This window comes from Streptomyces sp. NPDC014006, from assembly GCF_043088925.1.
Lineage (GTDB): Bacteria > Actinomycetota > Actinomycetes > Streptomycetales > Streptomycetaceae > Streptomyces.
Genome location: NZ_JBICAJ010000014.1, coordinates 97,030 through 120,539 on the forward strand (window position 1 = coordinate 97,030; position 23,510 = coordinate 120,539).

The following is a 23,510-nucleotide window of genomic DNA, read 5'->3' on the forward strand; positions in this document are numbered from 1 at the left end:
CGCGATACGCGCAACTACCGGATTCTCGACATGCCGCACACCTCGCTACCAGCCACTTTTGATACACGGCCTAGGGGCGCATGAGGCGCGGCGGACTGGTGCGGGCGGGCTCACATCTCGAAGACGATGCGTGCCTTGATCTGTCCGTTCAGGACCTCGGCGATGGACTCGTTGACGGTCTCCAGTGGCCGCGTTTCGTAGATCACCTTGGTGCGTCCGGCGGCGTGGAGCTGGAAGACCTCGTCCAGGTCCTGGCGGGTGCCGACGATCGAGCCGATGACGGAGGTGCCGTTCAGGACGGTGTCGAAGATCGGCACGCTGATGGTGCCACCGGCGGGCAGGGCGACCATGACCAGCTTGCCGCCGCGCCGCAGACCGCCGTAGACGGAGGCGAATGCCTGCTCGTTGACGGCCAGTGCGATCGCCGCGTGGGCGCCGCCGTGCTGCTTGAGCACCTCGGCCGGGTCCTCCTTGCGGGCGTCGATGACGATGTCCGCGCCGAGCTCACGGGCCAGTTCGAGCTTGTCGTCGGTGACGTCGATCGCGGCGACGGTGGCTCCGGCGATCTTCGCGTACTGCACGGCGAGGTGGCCGAGCCCGCCTACGCCGGAGATGGCAACCAGGTGGGTCGGACGGACACCGGCGACCTTCAGCGCCTTGTACGTGGTGACGCCGGCGCAGGTCAGCGGCGCGGCGTCGCGCGGGTCGATGCCGTCGGGGACCACAGCGGCGAAGTCGGCGGGTGCGAGCATCTTCTCGGCGTACCCGCCGTCCACGCTGTAGCCGGTGTTCTGCTGCTGCTCGCACAGCGTCTCCCAGCCGGACAGGCAGTGCTCGCAGCGCCCGCAGGCCCAGCCCAGCCAGGGCACGGCCACCCGCTGCCCGACCTCCAGGTGGGTCACCCCGTCGCCGAGCGCCTCGACGATGCCGACGCCCTCATGACCGGGCACGAACGGCGGGGTCGGCTTGACCGGCCAGTCGCCGTGCGCGGCGTGGATGTCGGTGTGGCACAGCCCGGACGCTTCGAGACGGATGCGCACCTGGCCCGGGCCGGGCTCCGGGTCCGGGCGCTCCTCGATGACCAGCGGCTCGCCGAAGGACCGGACGACTGCTGCCTTCATGGAATGCTCCTCAATCTATCGGTGCGGTGCGGTTCCAGCGTCGGCCGCACCCCAGTGCTACGGCAGGTGCTGGACGTCCTCGCGGGTGGGGCCGGTCGGCCCTGAGCCATCGCGAAAACCGGCCCGCCGATCCAGGCGGTTCACTGCTGCGGGACGCACCAGTGAGGCGGTGTGACGCAGCGCGACCGGCTGACCTCGCTGACGCGCCCCTGTCGCGGTCGCGGGCGCCCTGGCTGCGAGGCTGATCCCGCCGGCGGGCACAGCCGTCCGGTGCCGTGATGCGCGGGACGGTGCCCACGGCCGGCCACCATGACTCCGGCCCCAGCGGTAGTCGGCAAGACGCCGAAGGTGTCACTGCGGCCGACTGCGCCAGGCGCCGACCCGATCCTTGTCCGGTAGCGCCCGGTCCCGGGTGGGCGATCCGACCGGGCCCCTCGTGGGACGTCGGGGCGCCGGCGCTGTAGGGCAGACCGACCCGGGCCCTTCGGCCCGGAATCACGCAAGATCTCCGGTAGGCAAGGAACGGTCACGCTCGGTTGCGGCGTCCGGGACAGGCATCACACGGCGCAGGACAAGGAGCATCCGATGGCGGACAGCGAACACCCCGGACCCGACAACCCGATCCGGTCTTCCTGCTGGACGACCACGAGGTGGTACGACGCGGGGTGCACGACCTGCTGAACGACGAGCCGGACATCACCGTGGTCGGTGAGGCCGGCACGGTCGAGCAGGCCCTCGTCCGCGTTCCGGCGCTGCGCCCGCAGGTGGCGGTGCTCGATGTCCGCCTGCCCGACGGCGACGGAGTGAGCGTGTGCCGCGAGCTCCGCTCGCGCATGCCGGAGCTGGCCTGCCCGATGCTGACCTCGTTCGACGACGAGGAGGCCCTGCTCGACTCGATCATGGCCGGCGCCTCCGGCTACGTGCTGAAGCAGATCCAGGGCTCCGACCTGGTCTCGGCCGTACGCACGGTGGCCGCGGGCCAGTCCCTGCTCGACCCGAGTGCGACCACCCGGCTGATGGCCCGGCTGCGCCAGGACCAGCAGCGTGCAGGTCAGGGCACATTCTTCCGTGACGCCGGTGCGCTCGGCCGCTCCGTGGTGAGCAAGGTGACACCTAGGACGCTGAAGAGCAGACCGAGCGCCGTCATCGCGGCGGCCTGCCCGGCGGAGGCGTCGGGGCCGTCCCGCAGCCATGCACTGATCGCCATGGCTGCGACGGCCGGACCTACCAGTGCCAGCCAACCTGACAGCGCCAGCGCCAGCTTGCGGGCCCACGCCCTGCCGTGGCGGACCCCGGCTGTTGCGGCGATGGCGGCCGGCAGGCCCACGCCGAGGTCGAGCAGGGCGATGGTCCAGAAGTAGCCGGGGCCCTCCCGGTAGTCCGCGGCCGATGGGTGTGTGGCGGCGGCGTCGAGGATCGCCGGAACGTACCGCGTGAAGGTCACGATCGCCAGGAGCGGGATCAGCGCGCCGCCGATGATCCGTTCCCGTCGACCGGGCGGTGCCCAGGCGGCTGGATTGATCTGCTGCCAGGCGAGGAGGGCGGTGGTCCAGCCGAGGACGAACAGCGCCAGCTGCAGGGGGAAGAACGCCTCACTGTTGCCGTCGTAGCGCAGGTACTGCGGTCCCAGCACATACTGCGGAACCATGTACGCCGTATACACGCTGGGTGCGATGGCGACCATGCCGCTGAGCCGATGCCGGCGCAGCACGAGGACGGCCGCGCACACGGCGAGCGGAGCGATGACCGCGACCGCGAAGACATCCAGCGCCACGAGCTGGCTCATGAGGGTCCCGTCGTCGGGGATCGGGTAGTCGATCACCGCGGACCCGGCGGGGCCCAGCAGGGTGTTGGTCACGAGCAGCGCGGCCAGCACGAGCAGCCCCGTGCCGAGCAGCCGGGCAGGGGTGTGTGCCCCGGTCGGCGTGTCCGCTGTGGTGGAAGTGCTGCGGGGGATGTGCAGGTCGGCCATCGGGCACCCCTTTCCCGCCCTCACAGTAGGTAGCCCGCCAGGGCGCTGAGCAGTGCCGAAGGTCCCCGAAAGAGGGCCGGGTGCCTGCCGTCCACCAGCCCGGCCGGCGGGCAGAATCGCTTGGTGACGCCCGCATCGGCCGCGATCCCCGCCGGCAGGAGCGGCCCCCGGCGTGCGGCGCAGTCCGCAATGCCGTCGAGGCTCATCGGACCCGCCCCACGGCTCCGCCCCTACGGTGGAGAGGTGATGAACCGCCCACGGCAGGAGAGCACATGGAAATCATCGCGTACGGCGTCCTCGCGGACGAGGAGCCCCTGCTGCGCGACGCATTCGTCCGCGAGGTCGGCGACCGCCATGAACTGCGCTGTCTGCGGCTGTTCCTGAACCGGGACACCGCCCCGACCGCGGCCGACCACGAGGTGGTGCTCAGCAGCGTCAACGACACCCTGGATGCGGAGGTGCTGCACGCACTGGCCAAGGGCGGCACGAGGATGATCGCCCAGCGCTCCACCGGCTACAACAACATCGACCTGACAGCGGCCGAGGTACTGGGGCTGACCGTGGCGCGGGTGTCGTTCTACTCGCCGTACTCGGTGGCCGAGTTCGCCTGGGCGCTGGCGCTCGCCGTGGACCGCCGGATCGTTAGGGCCGCGCACCGGACCCGGGAGTTCGACTTCCGGCTCGACGGGCTGATGGGCCGGGACCTGCGCGGCCGGACCGCGGGGGTGGTGGGCACCGGGAAGATCGGCGCCGCCTTCGCGCGGATCGCCCACGGCTTCGGGATGCGGCTGCTGGGCTGGGACGTGGCCGAGAACCCAGACTGCCTGGCCCTGGGCATGAAGTACGTCGAACCCGAGCGGCTGTTCGCCGAGGCGGACCTGGTCAGTCTGCACGTGCCGCTGCTGGAGGACACCCACCACCTCGTGGACGCCCGCATGTTCGCGCTGATGAAGGACGACGCGATCCTGGTCAACTCCAGCCGCGGCGGCCTGGTGGACACCGACGCCCTGTTGGAAACCCTGCGCGCGGGACGGCTGAGCGGCGTCGGCCTGGACGTCTACGAGGAGGAGGCCGGGGTGTTCTTCCTCGACAAGTCGCTCGAGGTGATGACCGACGAACGGCTCGCGAGGCTGATGACCTTCAACAACGTCCTGGTCACTTCCCATCAGGCGTACTTCACCCGGGACGCCGTGGGGCAGATCGCCGAGACGACCGCGGCCAACGTCATGAACTACTTCGCCGGCCGCACCAGCGACAACACCCTCGTCCGGCCGCCGGCCGCCTGAAATTCTTGGAGGTTTCCGTGCCGGGTGCGCCGGCACCCGCCCTGAGCTGCGCGCCGGCGCCCACCCCGGCCTCCGGGCGCCGGCGCGCTCAACCGGCGCGGTGCGCAGGATCGTGGTGAAGGCGCTGGTGTGCCATGCCCTGGGGAGGCGTCAGCGCAATCTTGTCTTCCGGGCGGAGAAGGGGCGATCGGACCCGGCTTGGGGACGATGGGGGCCTTGCACGGCATGTTCTGCCGGGATGGGGTGGAACGCGGCGCCGTGACTGGCCGCGCCCGGGACTTCGCAGGACGGCGGCCTCCCGTCGGGAGGACACTGGGATCAGCCCGCCGGGTGCAGACCGACCGCCCCTGTGGTGTGCGGCGTCAAGCCGTGCACCCCGCTACTCAGTGGGGTACCTGATGGTGGGAGGCCCGTCACGGCGGGAGTAGACGAGGAGGCCGGCATGGGTTTGCGACAGCTCGACGACAAGACGGTGGCCATGCTGGTGGCCGAGGCCACCGCGGCCCCCTCCATGCACAACGCGCAGCCGTGGCGTTTCCGCTTCGCGGCAGACGAGCGTCTCCTGCTGCTGCGCGCCGATCCCGAGCGGGCCATGCCCCGCTCCGATCCCGGCAACCGGGCGCTGCACATCGGCTGCGGAGCGGCGCTGTTCAACCTGCGCGTCGCCGCCGCACACGCGGACCTCACCGCGGAGACAACGCTGCTGCCCCAGCCGCAGGACCCGCTGCTGCTCGCCGCCGTTCACCTCGCCGACCCGGCCGGCAGCGCGCGGGACGACGACCTGGCACGGCTGTTTCCCGCGATCCGGCAGCGGCACACCAGCCGCCACCCCTTCGCCGAACAGGACATCCCCGAGGCCATGCGCGCCATCCTGCAGGACGCGGCGGCGCGGGAGGAAGCCGCGCTGCTCTTCCCCGGCCCCTGGCATGCCGAGACCCTGCTCGACCTCGTCCGCGACGCCGAGAGCCGCGACGTCATGGACCCTGAAGCAAGCGAGGACCTGGTCCGCTGGACCCGGCTCGGTCCGGAGGCGGACACCGCCGTCGACGGCGTGCCTGAGTACGCGTTCGGACCGCGCAAACGGGACGGCAAAGCCCCCGTGCGGGACTTCGCCGGGCGCCGTGCCGTGGCCGACCGCGGCAGCACCACCTTCGAGTACACCCCCCACCTGGCCCTTCTGAGCACCCTCGGCGACGGCCCCGCCGACTGGCTGCGCGCCGGGCAGGCGCTGGAACGCGTCCTGCTGGAGGCCACCCTGGCCGACCTGGCCACCTCCCTGACCTCCCACGCCTTGGAGAACCGCGATCTGCGCCTGCTGGCCCGCGACCCGGGATCGGGCAGGGGCCAGGTGCAGATGGTGCTGCGCATCGGCTACGGCCCGAGGGGCCCGGCCACCCCCCGCCGCCCCGTAAGGGACGTCCTCGAGATCGCGTGAGCGGCTGACGAGCGGCCTGCCGGACGAAGCACTCCTGGCCGGAAACGTTCGGTTCTGCGTTCGGCTCCTCTGTCACTGGAGCGTCGTACGAAAACCAGGCCGACACTCTGATGTGGAGGGGCCGGCAGAGCCGTCCGGGCGGGCGCCGGGCGGTGACCGGGCCGAAGGGCTTGCAGAGTGTCCGGCCGCGCCGCCCGCCCGCGCCAGCCAGTACGTCCGCGTCCCGGGTGAAGATGTCCGACAGCATCGCTGCGTGTACTGCCTGCCCAGCCGCTTTTCACCGGCGTAGGACTGGGACCGGGAACGTGCAGGAAGGCTGGGCAGGAGCCGGAGGGGCTGGCGCCGCGTTCGTGCGTTCGAGGGTAGGTCGATCATTTGCGGGCAATCACGCAGGTATCGACTTTCGAGCCGCTGGAGGCCGCGATGGTCTATTCGCCCGAGCAGGACTACGGGTCTTTGGCGGGAGACAGTCCGGAGACGGCGGTGCGGACGAGGGATGTGGCGCGCGGCTTTCTGTCTGTGCTCGCACCTGACGGCGGGGCTGAGGTGGAGGCGGTGCTGCTGGTGGTGTCCGAGCTGGTCACCAATGCGGCGCGGCACGCCGGCGGAGTCACCGGGTTCGGGCTGAAGGTCGGTGCGGGGACGGTGACGGTCTCGGTGGAGGACGCCAGTCCTGTGCCTCCGTGGCCGCGGCTGCCCGATCCGGCCGAGCCGGGCGGGTTCGGCTGGCTCCTGGTGCAGGACCTGGCGATGGACGTGCGGGTCAGTGGCCGCGCGAGCGGGAAGACCGTGTCAGCGGTCCTGCCGTTGTCTCGTTGACTGCCTCGCTTCGAGGCGCGTCAACCTGGGGTTCCCGGGCGTCCGGCGGCGTGCTGGCCGGGGCCGGATGGGGGACGCCGAGATCCACCGATGAGTTCCGCCGGCTGGGCCGGTCTACCAGGACGTACGAACCACCGTCTGGAGACCCGCCATGACCACTCCCGCACACCCCGGCCGCATGCTGTTCGTGAACATCCCCGTTGCGGACCTTGAGCGCAGCAAGGCGTTCTTCGCCAAGCTTGGGTTCAGCTTCAACCCGCTGTTCACCGACGAGACCGCCGCCTGCATGCTGGTCGGCGAGCACGCTTACGTCATGCTACTCACCCGCGAGAAGTTCGCGGAGTTCTCGAAACTGCCGATGGCCGATCCCACCACGCACACGCTGGCGCTGTACTGCTTCAGCGTGTCATCCCGCGATGAGGTCGATGCGGTCAGCGCCAATGCGCTCGCGGCGGGCGGCTCCGAGGCTGATGACGCCGAGGACTACGGCTTCATGTACTCACGCAGCTTCTTCGACCTCGACGGCCATGGCTGGCAGGTCATGTGGATGGACCCGGCGGCGGTGGAGCAGGGCCCCGAGGCGTTCGCGGCCTCTATGCAGAACGCCGACGGCCCGGCCTGACCCACCACTGCTGGCCGTATGCCCCCGCGCCTCTGACCTTGCAGGCCATCGCAAGGCCAGAGGCGCGGGAGCTCCGCGCGTTGCTGTGCAGCGCGAAGGTCTTCTCAGGCGGCCCCGGGGCCGTGGTCGGCTTCACCGGCCCACCGGGCGGCGAGTTCGCCCGCGCGCCGGGCCGCATCGGCCACCGCTTGGGGTCCGCCGCCCGCCCGGCCCGCCGCATAGCCGACCAGGAAGGTCGTCAAAGGGGCGGCGGGCCGGGCGACGCCGTGTGCGGCATCGCCCGCAAGGGCGAGGAGCAGGGCCCGGTCGACTTCGAGATCGATGCCCAGGTCGGCCTTCACCGCGGCCGTCCATTCCTTCAGCACGTCGTCCATGATCATGTTTTCTTCCGTCTGCTGACCAGCGAACAGGTGGTGCGGAGCGCGGTGGCCGGCTACACCAGGCTGCTCCAATACGGCCAGAAGCGGGTGAGGACGAGGAGTGCGATCACCCCGTACCAGGCGCCGAGCAGCATCCAGTGCGTGTCACGGACGACCGCCGGCACACCCCGGGGCACCGGGACGATTTCCTGCTCCAGGCAGTGCATGGTCAGGTACCAGAACAGCCCGATGGTGACGACCCAGACGACGGCGCAGTAGGGGCAGAGCTTGTTGAGCTCGTAGAGCGACTGACCGATCAGCCAGTGCACGAAAACGACCCCTGCCAGTGCCCCTGCGTCCAGTGCGAGCCACAGTCGAGGGTGCAGGCACGCCCCAAAGAGCACGGCGGTGCCCAGGGCGGTCACGGCGGCGAAGGCACCGAGTCCGAGCAGCATGTTGGGGAAGCCGAACAGACTGCCCTGCGAACTGGACATGACGCTGCCACAACTCACGATCGGGCTGATGTTGCACGGCGGTTGGTAGGCCGGGTCCTTCAGGAGGCGCCAGTCGTCCACGGTGAGCTGGAAGGAGGCGAGCCAGCCGACGATCCCGGTGACGAGCATGACCAGGCCCGTTCGGCGGCTCGCGCCCACCGCGTTAGTGCGCCGGGCGGATGTGGCATCCGGCGCGAGCGCGGGTGTGTGGCTCACGCTCGCCGGGAGCCGGAGGCCGACCAGGGCCGGCCCCCTGCCGACTGAGCCGACGCCGGCGTGGCCCGCCGCCGGTAGACCAGGTACGGCCGGGCGAGGTATCCGACAGGAGCGCTCCACACGTGGACGAGGCGGGTGAAGGGCCAGGCTGCGAAGAGCAGGCAGGCGGTCAGGGCATGCAGCTGGAACAGCAGCGGGGCGCCGGCGATGGCTTCCGGTTGCGGCTGGAGGACGAACAGGCCGCGGAACCAGACGGAGACGGTGGAGCGGTAGTCGTAGCCGGGTCCGAAGACGTTGTGGGCGGCGGTGGCGGTGATACCGAGCAGAACAGTGGCGGACAGCAGCGGGAAGAGCAGTTTGTCGCTGCGGTCGGTGCCCAGCCGGATCGATCGTGTCAGCAGCCGGCGGGCGCACAGCATGCCGAGTCCGGTGACCATGGCGACGCCCGCCACGGAACCCGCCCAGACGGCCGTGGTGTGGTAAGTGTGCTCGGTGATCCCCACGGCTTCGGTCCACGTGTCGGGAACGGCGAGGCCCACGACATGTCCGGCGATCACCATGAAGGCGCCCAGGTGGAACAGCGGGCTGCCCCAGCGCAGCCAGCGGTGTTCGAGAAGCTGGCTGGTGCGCGAGGTCCAGCCGAACTGGTCCTGCCGGTAGCGCCAGACGTGCCCGACGACGAACACCGCGAGACAGATATAGGGGACGGCGACCCACAGGAGGAGGTTCGCGCCGCTCGTCGACGCGGCGGCCACGGCGGAGAGCGAGGCGTTCATCGGGGACCTTCCGTACGGCTGGTCGGAGCGGGTGGCACGCAGGTCGACGCGGCTGCGGCCGGCGGCACGAAGGTGCCAGGCGGGGCGAACTCGCCGTCTCCGTACGTTCCGTAGGGGTCGAGGCCGACCTCCTCGTTCGGAGGGCCCTCGGCGACGAGCCGGGCCACCGCCGCACGGTCCGCGTCGGTGGGCGGCGGCAGCAGGGTGAGCAGCGCGGCCAGGACGTGCCGGTACGACGAGTCGGCGTCGGTCAGCGCCTGGTGGATCAGCTCCAGCCCGCGTCGGTGCTGGCGCAGTGGAGCCTCGCCACCACCCGGGCCCACGAGGGCGGCGAACTCCAGGACGACCGGCAGGTGGTCGGGCAGTTCTCCGCCGTCGGTGTCCCAGCCCGCGGCCTTGTACCGCTGGTTGAGGGTGAGCAGGGCCATGCCGCGGCGGCGGGTGTCGCCGTGCAGGTAGTAGGTGAGGTAGAGGCTGCTCTTGCGGCGCAGGTCGAACATCTCGACGTAGTGGCGCTCCAGCACCTCGGGATCCTGTGCGGCGAACCAGTCGGTGAACCGGGCCAGGTATTCCGCCGCGGGCGAGGCCGGAAGAGCTTCCACGACGGTCGTCAATTCCGTCCGGGCTGAGGTCAGTTCGGAGTCGGGGTACTGCAGGAGCAGTGACACGAGCCGCAATATCAGGGCTCGGCCCGCCGTCTCCTCGGGCGTGAGCCGGGCCGGGCGGCGGACGGCTGCCCGCACGCGGGTGCGGACGAGGCCGGGAATCGATGGGGGTCCCCCCAGGCGTCCAGCACTGGGGGAGGGCAGCGGGCTCACGGACGGCCTCCGGCGGGGGCTTCGGGTGTACGGCGGCGCAGGGTGGGGATGCCGAGCATCACGCGGCGGCCGTCGGCGGGCTGCGGGTCATCGGAGGACTCGACCGGGCAGTGGTTCTCCATCGCGCTCAGCGCGGCGGCGTCCTCCTTGTGCGCGGCCGGGACGACATACCGGTCGGCGTACTTGGCGACGGCGAGCAGCCGGTGCATGTCCTCCGCCTCCCGCGCGGTCAGACCGACGGCCTTGAGCACGGCCTCGTCGCCCTCCTCACCGAGGGTGTGTTCGCGCATGTACGAGCGCAGGGCGGTGAGCTTCATCAGGACGCCGGCGACGACGTCGGTGTCTCCGGCGGTGAACAGCTCCGCCAGGTACTCCAGCGGGATGCGCAGCCGGGTGACGGCGGCGAAGACGTGGTCGGGGTCGTCCTGGTTGCCACCCGCCGCGTCGACCGCGTCCAGCACCGGGGAGAGCGGGGGCACGTACCAGACCATCGGCATGGTCCGGTACTCCGGGTGCAGCGGCAGCGCCACCTTGTACCGCATGACCAGGTCGTACACGGGCGAGCGGCGGGCGGCGTCCAGCCAGTCCTCCGGGATGCCCGACTCGCGTGCTGCCGCACGCACTTCCGGGTCGTGCGGGTCGAGGAACACCCCGCGCTGGGCGTCGAGGAGGTCCTTCTCGTCCGGGGTGGCGGCGGCCTCGCCGACGCGGTCGGCGTCGTAGAGGAGCAGGCCGAGGTAGCGCAGCCGGCCGACGCAGGTCTCGGAGCAGACGGTGGGCTGTCCGGCCTCGATGCGCGGGAAGCAGAAGGTGCACTTCTCGGCCTTGCCGGTGGCGTGGTTGACGTACACCTTCTTGTACGGGCACGCCGTGACGCACATCCGCCAGCCGCGGCAGCGGTCCTGGTCGACCAGGACGATGCCGTCCTCGACTCGCTTGTACATGGCGCCCGACGGGCAGGCTGACACGCAGGCCGGGTTGAGGCACTGCTCGCACAGGCGGGGCAGGTGGAAGAGGAAGGTCTGCTCGAACTCGAATTTGACCTTCTGCGCCCATTCCCCGCTCAGGTTGGGGTCGGCGCCGGCGTTCTCGGGGGCGCCGCCGAGGCCGTCCTCCCAGTTGGCGCCCCAGGTGATGGCGGTGGGCTTGCCGGTGAGGACGGAGCGGGGGCGGGCGACGGGCATGTCCTTCTGTGCGGGGGCATTGACGAGGTTGTCGTAGTCGTAGGTGACCGGCTCGTAGTAGTCCTCGATGCTCGGCAGGTCGGGGTTGGAGAAGATCGACAGCAGCCGCTTGATCCGGCCCCCGGAGCGCAGGACGAGGCGTCCGCGCTTGTCGAGCATCCAGCCGCCCTTCCACTGCTCCTGGTCCTCGTAGCGGCGGGGGTAGCCGACGCCGGGTTTGGTCTCGACGTTGTTGAACCAGGCGTACTCGACGCCGGTGCGGTTGGTCCACGTCTGCTTGCAGGTGACCGAGCAGGTGTGGCAGCCGATGCACTTGTCGAGGTTCATCACCATCGCGAGCTGTGCCATGACGCGCATGTCAGTACTCCACTTGCTGGCTGCGGCGGCGGATGACGGTGACTTCGTCGCGCTGGTTGCCGGTCGGGCCGTAGTAGTTGAAGGCGTAGGTGAACTGGGCGTAGCCGCCCGCGAGATGGGTGGGCTTGAGCAGCAGCCGGGTCAGGGAGTTGTGGATGCCGCCGCGCTTGCCGCTGACCTCGGTCTTGGGCACGTTCACGTTGCGGTCCTGGGCGTGGTACATGTACACGGTGCCCTCGGGCATGCGGTGGGTGACCACGGCCCGGGCGGCGACGACACCGTTGCGGTTGTACGTCTCGATCCACTCGTTGTCCTTCACGCCGATCTTCTCGGCGTCGCCGGTGGACATCCAGATCGTGGGTCCGCCGCGGGACAGGTCGAGCATGTACTTGTTGTCCTGGTAGTTCGAGTGGATGGACCACTTCGAGTGCGGGGTCAGATAGCGGACCGTGACCTCCGCCCGGCCGTCCTCGTGCAGATGCTCGTCGCCGTAGTGCCGGGGCGTGTTCAGCGGGGGCCGGTAGACGGGGAGCTGCTCGCCGAGTTCGCTCATCCAGTCGTGCTGGACGAAGAAGTGCTGGCGGCCGGTGAAGGTGTGCCAGGGCTTCTTGTGCTCGGTGTTGATGACGAACGGGGAGTAGCGGCGCCCGCCGGTCTCCGAGCCGGACCACTCGTAGGAGGTGATCACGGAGCGGGGCTGGGTGCGGGTGTCGGCGAAGGTGATCCGTTCCGCCTCGCGCTCGGCGGCGAGTTCCACCAGGCCCTCGCTGCCGGTCTGCCGCTCGAGCTCCTTGAAGCCCTCGGTGGCCAGTCGGCCGTTGGTGGTGCCGGACAGGGCGAGGATCGCCTCGCACATGTGGGACGCGGTCGCGAGCGAGGGCCGCCCGGCCGCGACGCCGTCCCGGACGGTGCCGTTGCGGTGCCGCAGCTCGTCGATCTCCCGGTCGGGGTGGACGGTGACGCCCTTGGTGGTGGTGCCCAGGGTGTCCAGCAGCGGGCCCACGGCGCGCATCTTCTGCGCCACCGCCGCGTAGTCACGCTCGATGACCACCAGTTTCGGCATGGTTCGCCCGGGGACGGGTTCGCACTCGCCGCTCTTCCAGTCCTTCACGACCCCGCCCGGCTGGGCGAGTTCGTCGGGGGTGTCGTGGAGCAGCGGAACGGCGAGGACGTCGGTGCGCGTGCCGAGGTGGTCGGCGGCCAGTTCGCTGAACTTGTCGGCGATCGTGAGGAAGCTGTCGTAGTCGGTGCGGGCCTGCCAGGGCGGGGCGATGGCCGGGGTGAAGGCGTGCACGAAGGGATGCATGTCCGTGCTGGACAGGTCGTCCTTCTCGTACCAGGTCGCGGCCGGCAGGACGATGTCGGAGAGCAGGCTGGTGGAGGTCATCCGGAAGTCCATGGTGACCAGCAGGTCGAGCTTGCCCTCGGGCGCCTCCTCCCGCCACACCACATCCTTGGGCCGGTGCTCGGGCGGGCTCTGTTCGGAGCGGACGGCCGCGTCCGTGCCCAGCAGATGGCGCAGGAAGTACTCGCTGCCCTTGCCCGAGGAGCCGAGCAGGTTGGCCCGCCACACCGTCAGGACCCGCGGGAAGTTGGCGGGGTCGTCGGGGTCCTCGACCGCGAACCTCAGCCGCCCGGACTTCAGCTCGTCGACGATGTGCTCAGCGACCGGACGGCCCTGGGCGGCGGCCTCGTCCGTCAGGTCGAGCGGGTTGCGGTTGAAGCCTGGGTGACCGGGGGTCCAGCCCAGCCGCACGGCCTGCGCCAGACAGTCGGCGAACCCCTTGCCCTTGAAGCGGCCCTCACCGAGGGGGGAGGCCAGCTCCTCGGGACCGAACGCCTCGTAGCGCCACTGATCGGAATTCAGGTACCAGTAGGAGGTGCCCGCCATATGACGGGTGGGCCGCTGCCAGTCGAAGGCGAACGACAGGTGCTGCTGCCCGGTGACCGGGCGGACCTTCTCCTGGCCCACGTAGTGCGCCCAGCCACCACCGTTGACGCCCTGACAGCCGGTCATCGTCGTCAGCGCCAGAAATGCCCGGTAGATGGTGTCGGAGTGGAACCAGTGGTTGGTACCCGCCCCCATCGCGATCATCGAACGGCCGTTGGTGCGCTCGGCGTTGCGGGCGAATTCCCGGGCGATCCGGGCCGCCTGCACGGCCGGCACGGACGTGATCGTCTCCTGCCAGGCCGGGGTGTAGGGCTCCGACGCGTCCTCGTACGACGACGGCCAGCCACCCGGCAGGCCGGGACGCTTCACCCCGTACTGGGCGAGCATCAGGTCGAAGACGGTGGTGACGAGGCGGCCGCCGACCCGGCGGACCGGAACGCCGCGCAGCATCACGGATCCGCCCTCGGTGGTCCCCTCGTCGAATCGGGGCAAGGCGACGGTCACGGTGTCCTCGGCCGACTCCAGCAAGCTCAACTCCGGCACGACATCGCCCAGGTCGAGATTCCAGCGGCCCTGTTCCTCCTTCGCCCAGCGGAAGCCGAGCGAACCGTTCGGGACGACGGGCTCGCCGCTGACGCCGTCGAGGACGACCGTCTTGGACTCGGCGTGCTCCTCGTCGTGGCCCAGGTCGGCCGCCGTGAGGAAGCCGTCCGGGACGAGACCGCGCTCGTGCTCGCGCAGGGTCACCAGGAACGGCGCGTCGGTGAACTTGCGCAGGTAGTCCTGGAAGTAGGGCACTTCGCGGTCGATCAAGAACTCGCGCAGGATGACGTGGCCCATGGCCATCGCCAGCGCCCCGTCCGTGCCCGGGTGCGGGGCCAGCCACTCGTCGGCGTGCTTGACGTTGTCGGCGTAGTCGGGGCTGACCGCGACGACCTTGGTGCCGTTGTAGCGGGTCTCGGTCAGGAAGTGCGCGTCCGGGGTGCGGGTGACGGGGATATTGGAGCCCCACATGATCAGATAGCCCGCGTTCCACCAGTCCGCTGCCTCGGGCACGTCGGTCTGGTCGCCGAAGACCTGCGGGGAGGCGATCGGCAGGTCGGCGTACCAGTCGTAGAACGACAACAGGGTGCCGCCGATCAGCGACGTGTATCGGGCGCCGGCCGCGAAGGACGCCATCGACATCGCCGGGATCGGGGAGAAGCCGGCGACCCGGTCGGGGCCGTACGTCTTGATGGTGTGGACCTGGGCGGCGGCGATCAGCTCGGACACCTCGTCCCAGTCGGCGCGCACCAGGCCGCCCTTGCCGCGGGCCCGCTTGTACGCCCGCGCCTTCGCCGGGTCGGAGGTGATCTCGGCCCAGGCCGCCACCGGGTCACCGAGCCGCTTGCGGGCCTCACGCCACAGCTTCAGCAGTGCCCCGCGCACGTACGGGTAGCGCACCCGGCTCGGCGAGTAGGTGTACCAGGAGAACGACGCCCCACGGGGGCAGCCGCGCGGCTCGTACTCGGGGCAGTCGCCACCGATTGAGGGGTAGTCGGTGGCCTGATGCTCCCAGGTGATGATGCCGTCCTTGACGTACACCATCCACGAGCAGGAACCGGTGCAGTTCACGCCGTGCGTGGACCGTACGACCTTGTCGTGCGCCCAGCGGTCCCGGTAAAAGCCTTCCCACTTGCCGTCGTTTGCGCCGAACACGGCGCGCCCGTCAGCCGACACCTCGCTGCGCGTGAGCAGCCTGCGGGCCGCCAGCGGCCAGCCTTCACCTGCGCTCGACGCCTGACGCCGTGCGTTTTGATCGTTCTCCATGGCCAGGAACGCTAAGTGGCGCGGACCCTGGTGCACCTGGGGCTGGCGGTCCCTGCCGGATGGCCTTCCGGCCCAGTCCGGGGCGTTCTCAATAGGGACCAATGGCCCCGGTGCCGGGTCCGGTCGGCTGGGGAGTCGGGCAGGCCCGTCATGCATGCTGGGCACTGATCGAACCGCAGATGCCCATCTGTCGGGTACGACCGCATCCCGCGCCTGTCCTGGTGGCCGATCCCCCGTCCCTGGCTGCCGCAGGCGCAGCGGGTAAGGCGCGTGTCGCCCGGTTCGGTCGTGCGTCCGGCCGCCCGGTGCGGCCGGACGCGGCATCCGCCCCCGGCGCCGGCACTACCGGATGCCGTTCCCCGCCGCATGGGCCGGCTGAGCCGGCCCGACCTGCTGGAGAGACCGCCATGAGCGAGCTGACCCTTGCCTCGGACCCCGAGGACGCCACGGCCCTGCAATCAGCCGCAGCACACCACGCCCGACTGGCCGGCGAGCTGTCCGGACGGGTGAAAATGCTGCTCACCGCCGTGGCCCGCAACCCGAGCGCCGCCGAGAAGATCCACGCAGGTCTCGTCGCCTTCTGCGACCGCTCGCTCCTGCCGCACGCCGCAGCCGAGGAAGCCGCGCTCTACCCCGCCGCCCACCGCATGCCCGAGGCCTGCCTGCTCATCGAGAGCCTGATCGGTGAACACCGCTGCCTCACCACGCTCGTCGACGCCCTGCGCGACGCCCCCACTCCGGCGGATGCCGCAGCCGACGCCCGGGCCCTGCAGGTCCTCTTCGAGGAACACACCGCCAAGGAGAACGGCCTCGTGCTGCCGCTGCTCGCCATGACGCCCGACGTCCGTCTGGCGGAGCTGCTCACGGACATGCACCAGCGGCTCGCAAACGATGCGTCCACCCAGGGCGCAACCCACAACCAGCACCACGAGGAAGGCCACGACATGGACGAACGGCAGAACCAGGAGACCGGCGGCTGCGGCGGAGTGTGCGGCTGCGGCGGGGAGGAGGAGAACGAACCCCAACTGGACGTCCGGGACGTGCCGCACGCCATACGGCACGCCACGGTCTTCGGCGCCCTCGACGCCGTCCCCGCGGGCACCGCGATGGTACTGGTCGCCCCTCACGACCCGCTGCCGCTGCTCGCGCAGATCGAGCAGCGCAGCCCGGGCGTGTTCTCGGTTCAGTACCTGGAACGCGGCCCCGAAGCCTGGCGGCTGCGGCTCAGCCACCGCTGACCCGGCGCCTCTCACCCCGGCGGTGCGTGCATCCGGCTCCAGCCGACGCGCACGCGTCGCGTCGCCTCGCATCGCAGCAAAGAAAAGAAGGAAGACACGTCATGGACGGATCGCACCGCCGGGCCGGCACCCTGCTCGGGACGGTCGGCGCAGCGCTCGTAGTCGCCGGACCGGTCATGCTGTGGCGCGGCCGCAGCGGCAAGAAGGAGATCCGTACCGAGCTGGCCGCCCAGAAGATCGCCTTCCCCGAACGCGGGCTGCCCGCCGACCTCGCCGCCTACGCCGGCCGCCGGGTGGAAACCGGCCCCGAGGCGCACGCCTACGCCGAGTTCATCAAGGGCAACCTCGCCAAGGCCACCGGCGGCCGCACCTACGCGGAGATCACGACTGAGTTGCACGCCGCCGGAGGCGACGACGAGAAGCTTTCCCAACTGCGCCAGACCGCGTTCATGGGCCAGTCCCTGCGTGCCTCGCTGATGTCCGCCTACCAGGCATGGCACCTCACGACCCTGGTCACGGGCCTGGGCGCCGCGCTCACCGGCCTGGGAGGCGCGCTGATGGCCACCGCGGACGCCCTGACATCACGCTCCTCGAACCCCACCTGACCCTGCCGCGGCTCGCGCGAAGAGGGACTGTCGGCCCTGCCAGTGAAGACCATCGGCCGCCGCGCCGACCACCGCCGCCGGTGGATGCTGACGGCGACCGATCCGGAGGTAATCCCGTGCACGACCACATCGACCGCACCCGGGTCCGATTCCACCGCTGTCGCTCGCGGTGGGTGCCGCGCACGGTCCGGCCCGGCCATCGTCCGGCCGCCCGCCTCGTCTGCCCTGACTCCAGGGCGGCCGGACACAGCGCGAGAGCGCTGGGAAGGGCCGCGCGATGAGCACCACCGCCCACGCCATCCGCCGCCAGCGGCACGACGCGGCAGAGCGCCCGTTCATCGTCATCTGGGAGTCCACCCGGGCCTGCCCGCTGGCCTGCCTGCACTGCCGCGCCGAGGCCGTGCCCGACCGCGACCCGCGGGAGCTGGACACCGAAGCCGCCAAGGACCTGCTGCGCCAGGTGGCCGCCTTCGGGCAGCCCGCCCCGCTGTTCGTGATCACCGGCGGCGACCCGTTCCAGCGCCCCGACCTGTGCGAACTCATCGCGTACGGCAAGGAGATCGGGGTCCGAGTGGCCGTGTCCCCGTCCGGTACGCCGACGCTCACCGAGGAACGGCTGCGGGAAGTGCACGCGGCGGGCGCGTCCGGTCTCTCGCTCAGCCTGGACGGCTCCACCGCCGAGATCCACGACGCCTTCCGCGGGGTACCCGGGGTGTTCCGCTGGACTTTGGACGCCTGGGGCGCCGCCCGCGCTCTGGGCATGAGAGTGCAGATCAACACCACGGTCGCCCGGCACAACCTGCACGATCTGCCTGACATCGTCCGCCTGGTCGCCGACCACGGGGCGATGCTGTGGAGCGCCTTCTTCCTGGTGCCCACCGGCCGCGGCCGCACCCTCGGCGCACTGACCCCCGACGAGGTCGAGGACGTCCTCAACTTCGTCTACGACGTCGGCCTGACGGTGCCCGCCAAGACCACCGAAGCTCACCACTTCCGCCGCGTCGCCCTGCAGCGCCAGATCCTCGCCGCCACCGGCGACGACCATGTGGCGGTGCTCGGACTCGGGCCGCTGTACCAGGAGTTGACCGACAGGGCCGCCGTCCTGGGCCTGGACGGCGGTACGCGCCGGGTCCGGCGTCCGCCGCTGGACGTCAACGCGGGCCGCGGCTTCGTCTTCGTCTCGCACACCGGCACCGTGCACCCCAGCGGCTTCCTGCCGCTGAGCGCGGGAAGCGTGCGCGAGAGGTCGCTGACGTCGATCTACCGCACCTCACCGCTGTTCACCGGCCTGCGAGCGGACGGCATGCTCGGCGGCCGGTGCGGGCAGTGCGAGTTCCGCCGCGTCTCCGGCGGCTCCCGCTCCCGCGCCTACGGCTTCACCGGCGACCCGTTTGCCGAGGAGCCGTGGTGCGGCTACCAGCCGGGCTCCTTCCCGCACCAGAGGGAACTGGCCGCGCTGCTGTCCGGCGACACGGGCGAACCCTCGCCGGCCCGTCCCGGTCCGACCGCCGCAGAGGGCGGCAAGGAGCACCGTGTACAGCAAGAACGATGACCCGGCCGGGGGCGGTGACCGCCCGCCCAGCAAATTCAAGGCGTCCGGCCTGCGCAGCCGCCACCTGTGCGCCCACGTCCTGGTCGCCGCCTGGGTGGTGCTCACGCTGACGGCGGCGAGCATCCAGCAGACACTGCCGGTGGCCCGCTGGCTGGCCATCCACCTGTTCCTGCTCGGCGCCGCCACCACCGCCATCGTGGTGTGGAGCGAGCACTTCGCCGTCGCCATGCTCCACGCCCGACTACCGGACCGGCGGTGGAGCAACGCCCGGCTGGCCGGCGTCAACACCGGCACGCTGGGCGTCCTTGCCGGCGTGCGGGCCGACCTGGCCGTCCTGACCGGCGTCGGCTGTGCGCTGCTGATCACCGCCATCGCCGCGCACCTGGTCGTGCTGGTCCGCATGGGCCGGGGCGCGCTGGGCGGACGGCTCGCCCCGATCGCCGACTACTACCGGGCCGCCGCCGCCGCACTGATCATCGGCGCGGTGCTGGGCTGGCTGCTGGCCACCGGCAAGGCAGGCCCGCAGCACTACAGCGGCCTGAAGCTGGCCCACGTGCACGTCACACTCCTCGGCTGGATCGGACTGCCCGTGCTGGGCACGCTGTTCATGCTGTGGCCCACCGTGCTGGGCGTGCGCATGGCCGAGCGCACCACCCGGCTGGCGCGCTGGGTGCTGGCGCTGACCGGGGGCGGCCTGCTGACCGCCGTCGCCGGACTGTCGGCCGGCTGGCGCCCCGCCGCCGCATGCAGTGTCGCCTGCTACGCGGCCGGTGTCGCCGTCGCAGCGCAGCTGTTCGCCCGGACGGTGCGCGGGCGGCCCGCGATCTCCGCGGCCGCCGCATGGATGCTGGCCGCCGCCACGGGATGGCTGTGCGTCGGCGTGACGGCGGACCTGGTGCTCCTGGTCGCACAGCCGCTCGACAAGGTCCGGGACGACATCGGCTCTCTTCTCCCGGTACTGCTCGTCGGCCTCGTCGCGCAGGTCCTCATCGGAGCCCTCACCTACTTGCTGCCCATCGTGCTGTCCAGCGGTCCCAAGGAGCGGGCTTCGCTCCGGGCGGTACTCGAGCGGGGCTGGGTGGCGCGGCTGAGCGCGCTCAACCTCGGCGTGGCCTTGCTGCCGCTGCCGCTGTCCGGTCCTCTCCGTACGGCGGGCATGCTGTTGGCCGGCGGGGCCGGGGCCGCTTTCCTCGCCCTTGTCGTGCGCGTACTGGTCCGCAGCGGAAGGGGTCTCCTCCACGACGCGGAGCAGGGCGGGGCATCACGGCGTCCGGTCCTGTGGGGCACCGTCGCCGGGACCGTCCTGATCGTGCTGGCCGTGCTCGTGGCCAACAGTGGCGGGGACACCAGCCCAGAGGCGAGCGCCGCCGGGGCAGCAGGTGCGGGAGCCGGAACCACCCGCACCGTCGCCGTCACCCTCGCCGACATGCGCATCCACCCGGCCCGGATCGAGGTCGCCGCAGGCACCGCCTTGAAGCTGAAGGTCACCAACACCGACGCCCAGCGCCACGACCTGAGGGTCGAGGACGGCCCCACCACCCCGATGCTCGCCCAGGGCCACACCCGCACACTCGACCTCGGACCGGTCACCGAGAACCGCGAGGCATGGTGCACTCTGCCGGGCCACCGGGCGGCCGGGATGACGATGGACATTGTCGTCGCCGGCGCCGCCGACGGCGCGAGCGCGCATGACGGACACTCCATGACTGCCACCACCGGTGGCGCTCTCGACCTGTCCGCTGACTTCACCAAGGGCTGGAAGCAGCGCACGGCCACCCTGGCCCCTGCGCCCGGTGGCACGGTCCACAAGGTCGAACTGCACGCCGCCCGTACGACGGTCGAGGTCGCTCCAGGCGTGAAGCAGCAGATGTGGACCTTCGGCGGCACCGCACCAGGCCCCACCCTGCACGGCAAGGTCGGCGACGTCTTCGAGGTAACCCTCGTCAATGACGACCCGAGCATGGGCCATGGCATCGACTTCCATGCCGGCTCCCTCGCCCCCGACAAGCCCATGCGCACCATCCCGCCCGGAAAACGCCTCGTCTACCGCTTCCGCGCCGAGAAGGCCGGGGCATGGCTGTACCACTGCAGCACCGCACCCATGCTCCAGCACATGGGCAACGGCATGTACGGCGCCGTGATCACCGACCCGCCCGGCTTGCCCAAGGTCGACCACGAGTACGTGCTGGTCTCCTCCGAGCTCTACCTCGGCACGCCTGGCAGCACCGCCCAGGTGACGAAGATGCGCCAGAATGCCCCGGACGCCTGGGTGTTCAACGGCGTCGCCGACCAGTACGAGCAGCGGCCCCTGAAGGTGAAGGCCGGGGAGCGGGCCCGCTTCTGGGTCATCGCCGCCGGTCCGTCCGACGGCATCGCCTTCCACATCGTCGGCACCGTCTTCGACACCGTGTACAAGGAGGGCGCCTACCTGCTCAAGCCCAGCCAGGCAGGAGGTTCACAGGTGCTGGATCTGGTCACGGCGCAGGGCGGCTTCGTCGAGACGACGTTCCCCGAGGCCGGCCACTACGCGTTCGTCGACCACGACATGCGCCACGCCGAAGCCGGCGCGCACGGAATGGTGGAGGTGAGTGGCTGATGGACGCCGTCGGCTGGTGGTCCCTCATCCGGTTCGTGCATGTGGCTGGCGCCGCCCTGTGGGTCGGCGGCCAACTGGCCCTGACCCTGGTGGTCCTGCCGCTGGCCCGCCGTCTGCTCGACCCGGAGGCCAAGGACCGCTTCACCGCGGCCGCCGGTCGCCGCTTCGGAATGCTGACCGGGGCGCTGTTCCTGCCGGCGCAGCTGGCCACTGGCTGGGCCATGGCGTGGCACAGGGGAGTCACCTGGGCCTCGCTCGCCGAACCCGGCTACGGCCGCACCCTCGCGGCCAAACTCGCCCTGTTCGTGGTGGTGATGGCCGCCGCGGGCGGGCACGGTATCGCCCACGCCAAGGGCCGCGCCGAACTTGCCCGGATCCTGGCGGTGGTCTCCCTCGTCGGCTCGCTCGGCGTCGTGCTGCTGGCCACCGCCCTGCCCTCCACCTGACCCGCGGCCGCGACGAAGAGAGAAGAGGAGGCATCATGCGTACCCAACCCCGGCGGCTGGACGCCGCCACCGTGGAGTCGCTCCTGGCGGCGGCCGTGGCGGCGCCGTCGATGCACAACACCCAGCCCTGGCGCTTCCGCCTGGCCCCCGACCACCCAGGTGCTGGAGGCGCATTCGGCCCCGGAGCGCACCTTGTCCCTGACCGACCCGATGCACCGCGCCCAGTACGTGTCCGTGGGCGCGGCGGTCTTCAACCTCCGGCTCGCCGCCGTCCACCAGGGCTGGCGGCCGGAGGTGAGGCTGCTGCCGGATCCACGCCGATCAGGGCTGCTGGCGACCGTACGGCTGACTGAACCACTCGGCGACGACCAGTTGGCGGACCTCGGTCTCTACGAGGCGATCGCACGGCGGCACACGAGCCGGATGCCCTTCACCGGCCGGCCGGTGCCGGAGCCGATCGTGGCGGAGATGATCAGCTCGGCCCGTGCCGAGGGCGCGCACCTGGACGTCCCCGACATCATGGGGACCCGACGCCTGTTGCGCCTGACCGCGGCGGCGGAGGCGCGCAACGCCGTCCACCCGGCCCGTGCGGCCGAGGCCCGTGCCTCGATCACAGCTCCGCGAACGAACACCTCCTACGGCCTTCCCGTAACAGCCCTCGGCCCGCGGGACGCGTCCGGGCGAATGCCGGTAAGGGACTTCACCGGAGCGCCGCCTGCCCCGTGGCTACCCGCCCTGCGATTCGAAGGCCACGCCCAGGTGGCCCTGCTGTGGACCTCCCGCGACCGGCGGGAGGACTGGCTGCGGGCGGGTCAGGCCCTTCAGCGCGTGTCGCTCACGGCGACCGGGCGCGGAGTGCGCCCTCGATGCTGCACCAGGCGATGGAGTGGCCGGACCTGCGGGCGGCGATGGCCGGATCGAGGCAGGGGTGCTGCCCGCAGCTGCTGATCCGCTTCGGATACGGCCTGGACGGCGCCAGGACGCCCCGCGCGTCTGCTTACCTTGTGTCTGGTTCCGTCGTGGAGGCGGAGCCGGAGGTGCTCATGTGAGGAGCGATTCCAGGTCCGGGCCGACGGACTGCCTCCGCACCCTCGGCTCGTGCCTTGCCCGCGCGGCAGTCGTCACAACTCAGCGGTCGCTGCGGGGTGCGGCTCACTGCGCGCCGCACGCCCCGTGAGCTCGCGGCCGGTGACCATCTCGGACTCGATCCGTACGAACACGGGGTCCTGCAGGGGCATCCAGGAGCTGGGGCCGGCCTGCAACAGGCGTTCGTGCTCGGCGATGTCGGTCACCACGGTGGCCCGGCCGGTGACGACCACGCTCCAGCCGGAGCGGGCGGCCGCGTCGAACTCGTCCGCCTCGAAGGCGACCACAACGCCGTCGATGGCGCGTACGAGGTCGGAGTCCGGCGAGGTGCACAGCAGGACGGAGGCGTCCGCGTCCAGGGAGAAGTTGATGGGCAGGACCGCGGGCAGTGCCTGCCGGGTGTACACCACGCGGCCGACAGGCACCCTGCTCAGCAGGCGCAGGCACTCCTGCCGGTCGAGTGCGCGAAAGGCGTCGTTCTGTGACATCAGTCCAGCGTCCCCGTAGGCGCCGCCAGGGGGTAGGGCCGACCGGCCCTCCTTTTGGAAGATCCCGTCGGGAGCGCCGGCCGAGGCCGCTCTTTCCCGTGCGCCGGGCCGGCAAGCCGGCGCACGGAGCAGTGGGAGCGGGGAGGGGCGGCCGGACCCGAACCCAGGGCCCGTCTGTCCGCCGATAGGGACCCATGGCCCATCCCGTCGGAAAGTCCGGATGCGGACAGTGGTTACCGGACGCCGACGGCAGGCAAGGGGCCTGCTGTGCGCGTGCGTACCCGGTGGCGCTGTACCACCAGGCAGAGGAAAGGGACGGACAACATGGTCCAGTCGTTGA

17 protein-coding genes and 3 pseudogenes are annotated in these 23,510 nt (G+C 71.1%); 11 read left to right on the plus strand and 9 right to left on the minus strand.

What is annotated here, in order from left to right:
* Window positions 1–110 precede the first annotated feature (110 nt).
* Window positions 111–1,121 (minus strand): alcohol dehydrogenase AdhP, encoded by a 1,011-nt coding sequence (gene adhP, locus ACF1GV_RS35835; protein ID WP_391689611.1) that lies wholly within the window; start codon window positions 1,119–1,121, stop codon window positions 111–113.
* 585 nt (window positions 1,122–1,706) lie between these two features.
* Here adhP and ACF1GV_RS35840 point away from each other — a divergent pair.
* Window positions 1,707–2,167, plus strand: a pseudogene (locus ACF1GV_RS35840) (response regulator transcription factor); the annotation flags it as partial.
* 5 nt (window positions 2,168–2,172) lie between these two features.
* Here ACF1GV_RS35840 and ACF1GV_RS35845 read toward each other — a convergent pair.
* Window positions 2,173–3,093 carry a hypothetical protein gene (locus ACF1GV_RS35845; protein WP_391689770.1) on the minus strand — a complete coding sequence of 307 codons (921 nt, stop codon included), beginning with the start codon at window positions 3,091–3,093 and terminating at the stop codon, window positions 2,173–2,175.
* Window positions 3,094–3,365: 272 nt separating this feature from the next.
* On the opposite strand from ACF1GV_RS35845, the gene ACF1GV_RS35850 reads away from it, so the two are divergent.
* The 4 genes from ACF1GV_RS35850 (at window position 3,366) to ACF1GV_RS35865 (ending at window position 7,255) form a co-directional block, all read left to right on the plus strand.
* Window positions 3,366–4,379, plus strand: a complete 1,014-nt coding sequence (locus tag ACF1GV_RS35850) for a 2-hydroxyacid dehydrogenase (RefSeq protein WP_391689614.1) — start codon at window positions 3,366–3,368, stop codon at window positions 4,377–4,379.
* A 442-nt stretch (window positions 4,380–4,821) separates the two neighbouring features.
* Window positions 4,822–5,814: an Acg family FMN-binding oxidoreductase gene (locus ACF1GV_RS35855; RefSeq protein WP_391689617.1), complete on the plus strand. Its 993-nt coding sequence runs from the start codon at window positions 4,822–4,824 to the stop codon at window positions 5,812–5,814.
* Window positions 5,815–6,189: 375 nt separating this feature from the next.
* Window positions 6,190–6,633, plus strand: a complete 444-nt coding sequence (locus ACF1GV_RS35860; protein WP_391689619.1) for an ATP-binding protein — start codon at window positions 6,190–6,192, stop codon at window positions 6,631–6,633.
* A 151-nt stretch (window positions 6,634–6,784) separates the two neighbouring features.
* Window positions 6,785–7,255, plus strand: a complete 471-nt coding sequence (locus ACF1GV_RS35865) for a VOC family protein (protein WP_391689622.1) — start codon at window positions 6,785–6,787, stop codon at window positions 7,253–7,255.
* A gap of 104 nt (window positions 7,256–7,359) precedes the next feature.
* On the opposite strand, the pseudogene ACF1GV_RS35870 reads toward ACF1GV_RS35865, so the two are convergent.
* From ACF1GV_RS35870 to ACF1GV_RS35895, 6 genes and pseudogenes are all read right to left on the minus strand, one after another.
* A pseudogene (locus tag ACF1GV_RS35870) lies at window positions 7,360–7,620 on the minus strand (DUF6457 domain-containing protein); the annotation flags it as partial.
* A gap of 68 nt (window positions 7,621–7,688) precedes the next feature.
* Window positions 7,689–8,324, minus strand: a complete 636-nt coding sequence (locus tag ACF1GV_RS35875; protein ID WP_391689625.1) for a vitamin K epoxide reductase family protein — start codon at window positions 8,322–8,324, stop codon at window positions 7,689–7,691.
* Complete coding sequence (gene narI, locus ACF1GV_RS35880) at window positions 8,321–9,100, minus strand: respiratory nitrate reductase subunit gamma (protein WP_391689628.1); 780 nt, start codon at window positions 9,098–9,100, stop codon at window positions 8,321–8,323. The genes ACF1GV_RS35875 and narI overlap by 4 nt, the downstream gene beginning before the upstream one ends.
* Entirely contained in the window at window positions 9,097–9,918 is an 822-nt protein-coding gene (narJ, locus tag ACF1GV_RS35885; RefSeq protein ID WP_391689631.1) for a nitrate reductase molybdenum cofactor assembly chaperone, read from the minus strand. The genes narI and narJ overlap by 4 nt, the downstream gene beginning before the upstream one ends.
* Window positions 9,915–11,459, minus strand: a complete 1,545-nt coding sequence (gene narH / locus ACF1GV_RS35890; RefSeq protein ID WP_391689634.1) for a nitrate reductase subunit beta — start codon at window positions 11,457–11,459, stop codon at window positions 9,915–9,917. Before narH ends, narJ begins: the two co-directional genes overlap by 4 nt.
* A gap of 1 nt (window position 11,460) precedes the next feature.
* Entirely contained in the window at window positions 11,461–15,159 is a 3,699-nt protein-coding gene (locus tag ACF1GV_RS35895; protein WP_391689637.1) for a nitrate reductase subunit alpha, read from the minus strand.
* 407 nt (window positions 15,160–15,566) lie between these two features.
* Here ACF1GV_RS35895 and ACF1GV_RS35900 point away from each other — a divergent pair, with 407 nt between their 5' ends.
* The 6 genes and pseudogenes from ACF1GV_RS35900 to ACF1GV_RS35925 all read left to right on the plus strand — a co-directional run bounded on the left by ACF1GV_RS35900 (window position 15,567) and on the right by ACF1GV_RS35925 (window position 22,645).
* Window positions 15,567–16,397 (plus strand): DUF2249 domain-containing protein, encoded by an 831-nt coding sequence (locus ACF1GV_RS35900; RefSeq protein WP_391689640.1) that lies wholly within the window; start codon window positions 15,567–15,569, stop codon window positions 16,395–16,397.
* Window positions 16,398–16,498: 101 nt separating this feature from the next.
* The gene (locus ACF1GV_RS35905; protein WP_391689644.1) at window positions 16,499–17,002 is read left to right on the plus strand and encodes a hypothetical protein; all 504 of its coding nucleotides are present in this window, start codon (window positions 16,499–16,501) and stop codon (window positions 17,000–17,002) included.
* Between the two features lie 277 nt (window positions 17,003–17,279).
* Complete coding sequence (locus tag ACF1GV_RS35910; protein ID WP_391689646.1) at window positions 17,280–18,554, plus strand: TIGR04053 family radical SAM/SPASM domain-containing protein; 1,275 nt, start codon at window positions 17,280–17,282, stop codon at window positions 18,552–18,554.
* A complete protein-coding gene (locus tag ACF1GV_RS35915; protein ID WP_391689648.1) occupies window positions 18,535–21,150 on the plus strand; it encodes a cupredoxin domain-containing protein in 2,616 nt (871 codons plus the stop codon). Before ACF1GV_RS35910 ends, ACF1GV_RS35915 begins: the two co-directional genes overlap by 20 nt.
* Window positions 21,150–21,596, plus strand: coding sequence for a hypothetical protein (locus ACF1GV_RS35920; protein WP_391689651.1), 447 nt, complete (start codon window positions 21,150–21,152; stop codon window positions 21,594–21,596). Before ACF1GV_RS35915 ends, ACF1GV_RS35920 begins: the two co-directional genes overlap by 1 nt.
* A 35-nt stretch (window positions 21,597–21,631) precedes the next feature.
* Window positions 21,632–22,645, plus strand: a pseudogene (locus ACF1GV_RS35925) (Acg family FMN-binding oxidoreductase).
* 72 nt (window positions 22,646–22,717) lie between these two features.
* Here the strand turns inward: ACF1GV_RS35925 and ACF1GV_RS35930 are convergent.
* Window positions 22,718–23,170: a pyridoxamine 5'-phosphate oxidase family protein gene (locus tag ACF1GV_RS35930; protein WP_391689653.1), complete on the minus strand. Its 453-nt coding sequence runs from the start codon at window positions 23,168–23,170 to the stop codon at window positions 22,718–22,720.
* Between the last annotated feature and the right edge of the window lie 340 nt (window positions 23,171–23,510).